At 66.6% G+C, this 4,169-nt stretch carries 5 protein-coding genes; 2 read left to right on the top strand and 3 right to left on the bottom strand.

Features of this window, described 5'->3' with window-relative positions; all coding sequences use genetic code 11:
• Window positions 1-145 precede the first annotated feature (145 nt).
• Genes VN461_03325 through VN461_03315 form a run of 3 tightly spaced genes read right to left on the bottom strand, consistent with a single transcriptional unit; the run spans window position 146 to window position 1,877 of the window.
• The gene (locus VN461_03325) at window positions 146-706 is read right to left on the bottom strand and encodes a hypothetical protein (protein HXB53787.1); all 561 of its coding nucleotides are present in this window, start codon (window positions 704-706) and stop codon (window positions 146-148) included.
• Window positions 703-1,245, bottom strand: coding sequence for a sigma-70 family RNA polymerase sigma factor (locus VN461_03320; GenBank protein HXB53786.1), 543 nt, complete (start codon window positions 1,243-1,245; stop codon window positions 703-705). Before VN461_03320 ends, VN461_03325 begins: the two co-directional genes overlap by 4 nt.
• Window positions 1,242-1,877, bottom strand: a complete 636-nt coding sequence (locus VN461_03315; GenBank protein HXB53785.1) for a hypothetical protein — start codon at window positions 1,875-1,877, stop codon at window positions 1,242-1,244. The genes VN461_03320 and VN461_03315 overlap by 4 nt, the downstream gene beginning before the upstream one ends.
• A gap of 446 nt (window positions 1,878-2,323) precedes the next feature.
• On the opposite strand from VN461_03315, the gene VN461_03310 reads away from it, so the two are divergent.
• Together VN461_03310 and VN461_03305 are read left to right on the top strand one after the other, a co-directional pair.
• A complete protein-coding gene (locus tag VN461_03310; GenBank protein HXB53784.1) occupies window positions 2,324-2,866 on the top strand; it encodes a Uma2 family endonuclease in 543 nt (180 codons plus the stop codon).
• A 26-nt stretch (window positions 2,867-2,892) separates the two neighbouring features.
• Window positions 2,893-4,131 carry a hypothetical protein gene (locus tag VN461_03305; GenBank protein ID HXB53783.1) on the top strand — a complete coding sequence of 413 codons (1,239 nt, stop codon included), beginning with the start codon at window positions 2,893-2,895 and terminating at the stop codon, window positions 4,129-4,131.
• The last annotated feature ends 38 nt before the right edge of the window (window positions 4,132-4,169 follow it).

The raw sequence follows: 4,169 nt of genomic DNA, 5'->3' as shown, positions 1-4,169 counted from the left end.
GAGCGGACGTCGGCCGGCCTCGCCTCTCAGGAGGGGAGGCCGTTCTCCCCGACGGCGCCCGCCGTGGGCGCCGGGGAGATCCGCTGCGGCATTGGAGGGAGTGTCGAAGGGGAACGGGCAGAACCTGTCCCGCTGAGCTTTGACGCTAGGAGCCCGACGGGCCGAGCAGCGGCCTTAACTCGACGCGGCCACCGTAGCGGAGATGAGGGCAGGCCATCGACAACTGCAAGGCCTCGGCGCGGTTCGAGGCCCGCAGCACGAAGAAGCCAACCGGCATCTCTTGAGGAGTCTTGGCCTTGTCCTGGCTCTCCAGGTGTTCGACTTCGCCCGAGAGCTCGCCGTCGGAGGCAAGCTGCCCCCGCGAGGCGAGCCGTCGTGCCCACATGACGTACTCGTCCCGGTGTCCCGCTCCCGGCCGATCGGCAAGCCGCGGGCCGCCATAAAGGATGAGGAGAAACTGGGACTGGGAATCCGAGGGGTGCGACGAGGAGAGCAGCACGCTCACGCCGAACCCCAGGAGGAACGAAGCGCACAAGGCGAGCAGTCCGGGGAGCGGCCGTACCCGGAGGAAGGAATGGGGCCTTCGGAGCACACCCATCGCCCGCAGGCTGGCCACCGTCGCCTCCTCCACGGAGGCAGGAGGAGACTCGGGGCCTCGCAGGGCCGAGAGTTCCTCGGGACTCAAACGACCGTCGTCTTCGTTCATGCCTGCTCCTCGGATTGGGTCGCGGCGAGCTCGCTGCGCAGGGCGCGGCGGGCCCTCGACAACTGGCTCTTGGAGGTCCCCGGCGCGATGTCCAGAACGAGAGCGATCTCCTCGTGTGTGTAGCCGCCGACCGCGTGGAGTACCAGAACCTCACGGAATCCTTCGGGAAGGGCGTCCAGGGCGCGGCGGATGTCCATCGCCGCCTCGCGCCCGGGGCCCACCGTGGGGTGGGCGAGGCCGGCCGAGAGAAGGTTGCGCGACTGGGCCCGTGCGCGGATGTGCTCGCGGGAGCAGTTCACGACGACCCCGCCGAGCCACGTGCGGAGAGAGGAAGCGCCCCTGAAGCGGCGCAGGCTTTCAAACGCCCGACACCATGCCTCCTGGAGGACATCCCCTGCGTCGGCGTCGCTCCCGCCTAAAAGCCGCACGGCGAGGCGGAAGAGGACAGGAGAATGGCGGCGGTACAGCTCCCGAAACGCGGATTCGTCGCCGAAGGAAAGAACCCTGTCGACGAGCTCGCGGTCGGAGCTGTCCGTCACGGCGCGTGGGTGTCACATTGGGACGATCCGCGGGGGACGACGACCATCAGGGTCTGGGCCGTCCCGGGGTTCACGAGGAAGGGAGCTCCCGGCCCATTCCCCACGTCGCGAGGTGTCGCATAAGGCGCGTAGAACATCAGGTGTCCCGGGAAATCGACGATCTTGCCCCCGTCCGGATCCCAGAGGTGGTTGTAGGGCGACAGCATATAGACGATTCCGGGCTTCGTGGGGGCCTTGAACCGGCCCGCCTTGTAGCCTGCGTCCACGGCCTTCTGGATCTCGGACTCCTGCGCTCCCAGGGCTCGCTGCTCCTCCACGAAGAGGAGAGCCTTGAGGGTCGTTGCGCTTCCCTCTGCGTCGAAGCACTGGGGCGACACGTCGTCGAGATGGTCGCGGGTCACGAGGCAGCTGAAGCCGTTCGAGCCGTCTCGGAGCTTCCTGAAGCCCTTGGGCCCCAGCACGTAGACCGCAGCGCCGGCCGCGACTGGAGGGCCCGCAGAAAGTGCCAGGGCCGATTGGATCTCGACCGGCGTATTGGCGTCGATCTTGTGGATGCTGGCGAGCATGGATCCGTCCACGGGAGCGGCCAGCATCGAGAGCAGCCGAAGCGAGACCAACGGGAACAAGAGCATGGATTTTCCTCCAAGCGTAGGCCGTCTGTTCTGGGTTATGAGTGTCGCGGGGGGGCTGAAAGGTTGCATGGAGTGCCTCGAAGAATCCGGCCGACCTGGGTAGAACCAACGTTCGCGCAACCAGGGGCAAAGTGCTGCTGCCGATCGTTTGTAATCAACGGGTTACGAGGAAGTATCAGAAGGGTCAACGTGGAACAACCCCACGCTCACAAGTCGCTGAATCACTTGACGCGACACAACTACCTTGCTCGTCCTCGTGCGGCCAGCTGAAGTTGGCCAGGATGCCGCTCGGGTTTCCGATGGTACAGGTGTTCCCCGCAGCCGAGAGGAGAGGTCAAGGGGGCGCCCCTGGTGGCGGTCAACGACAAGCTGCCGCTCGGCGGTGCGTAGGAACGCCATCCGCCCACCCGACCGATCGTCTGGACACGTGTGGTGGGCGTATACTCATGGGCGTTGCAACGACGCGGCCCTCGATCACGGACCAGGACCTGCTCCGCCTTCCTAGGGATGGACGCAAGTATGAGCTCGTGGATGGGGAGATTCGCGTGGGCCCCGCCGGCATGCGCCACGGCGAGATTTCCCTCTGGCTCGGGGCGGCGATGCTGGCCTTCGTGAGCCCGAGGCGCCTCGGCAGGGTCTTCGACTCCAGCACCAGATACCGGCTCCCGGGGGGCAACGTCCGCTCTCCAGACGCGAGCTTCGTCTCATCGAACCGCCTTCCAAGGGTCCCCGAGGGCTTCGCGGAACTCGCACCGGACCTCGCGGTCGAGCTCCTCTCGCCGGAAGACAAGCCTCGCGAGGTGCTCGACAAGGTGGGGGAGTACCTCGCCGCCGGCGTGCGGCTCGTGTGGGTCATCGACCCCCGGGCCTCCCGCGCCGTCCGGTACCGCTCGCTCAGCGACGTGCGCGAGATCGGGCCAGACGGTACTCTTGACGGGGAAGACCTACTCCCCGGCTTCCACTGCCCTCTCGCAGAACTCCTCGGCTGAGCCGGACGGCGGGGGCCGCGAGCACAATGGCGTGCTTCGCGTTCCTCTTGATGGCGGTGAGTGGCCTTTGGCAATCGGCCGCGTCACAGGCGAGTGCGCTGATTGACGCGCAAGTTGCCCTGGCCCCCGCGGACATTTCCCCGGCCGTCCACGGGATTTACGTGTGGCCTTACAACTGGGCGGTCAAGAAAGGCGACTTCGATAAGGCTCTTGCCGTCCCGGGCGTTGACGGGGTTGGCGTGCACGTCACCTGGTCGGAGATCTCACCGGCGGTCAAGACGTACGACTTCACGGCCATGGACCAGCAGTTGGCGAAGGCGCGAGCACATCATCTGACGGTGGAGCTCGCGGTGCAGGCGGGCCAAGGCAATCCGGAGTGGCTGTTCGCGCCGCCCCCAGCCGGTCTGGGCCTGCAGCGCCTCGATTTCGAGATGACGTACCACGGCGGCATCGAGCCGTGCCACAAGGTCTCGATGCCCCCGCCCTGGGACCCGGGCTACCAGAACGCGTTCGCCGACATGCTGGCGCAACTCTCCACCCACCTGCGCGGGACGGGCTATGACCGCGACGTGGCCGTGATCAAGCTCACGGGCATAGACACCCTCACCGAGGAGCTCTCGCTGCCCAGCGAGAGCCCCGCGGAATCCAGGAACCCGAACCCGTGCGTCACGGACAGCCCGCGCATCTGGGCAGGGGCTGGTTATCGGCCGTCCCTCGTGGCCCGCGCCATGGGCGGGATCGCCGCCTCGTACCAGCGGCACTTCCCGAGAACGCTCGTAACCCTTCCCATCATCACCTTGTTCGCCTTCCCGCCCATCGGCGAGGACGGGCGTCCGGTGCCGCGATCCAAGGCGGTGGGCATCAACGATCACCTGCTCGACGTCCTCGTGAGCGTGGCGGCACGGACGCTGCAGGGCCACCTCGTGGTGCAGGACTGCTTCTTGATTGGCGACCTGCCCGCGGACCAGCGCACCGTGGGCCTCGCCCGCACCAACGATATCCCGGTCGCCTGGCAGACGAACATCTGGTTCGGCAAGATCGGTAAGGGCGCAGCCTGCAGCGGACGAGGCGAGGGCTTTCTGCAGAAGCTACAGAACCCGATCCCGTGTGACGACTCGTCGTTCCTTCAGATGCTTCACAACGGAATGTACCCGCAAGGCGGGTCGGGACCGAGCAAGAACGGCCTGTTCATCGAGGTATTCCCGTCGGACATCGTGGACTTCCCGCGCGCCATCAGGGCCGCGCACGACGAGTGGAAACGCTAACTGCGAACGCGGCTGTCGACGATCACTAAAGGAAGGAA

This window comes from Vicinamibacteria bacterium (assembly GCA_035570235.1).
Taxonomy (GTDB): domain Bacteria; phylum Acidobacteriota; class Vicinamibacteria; order Fen-336; family Fen-336; genus DATMML01.
This window is presented reverse-complemented; position numbering and strand designations above follow the sequence as displayed.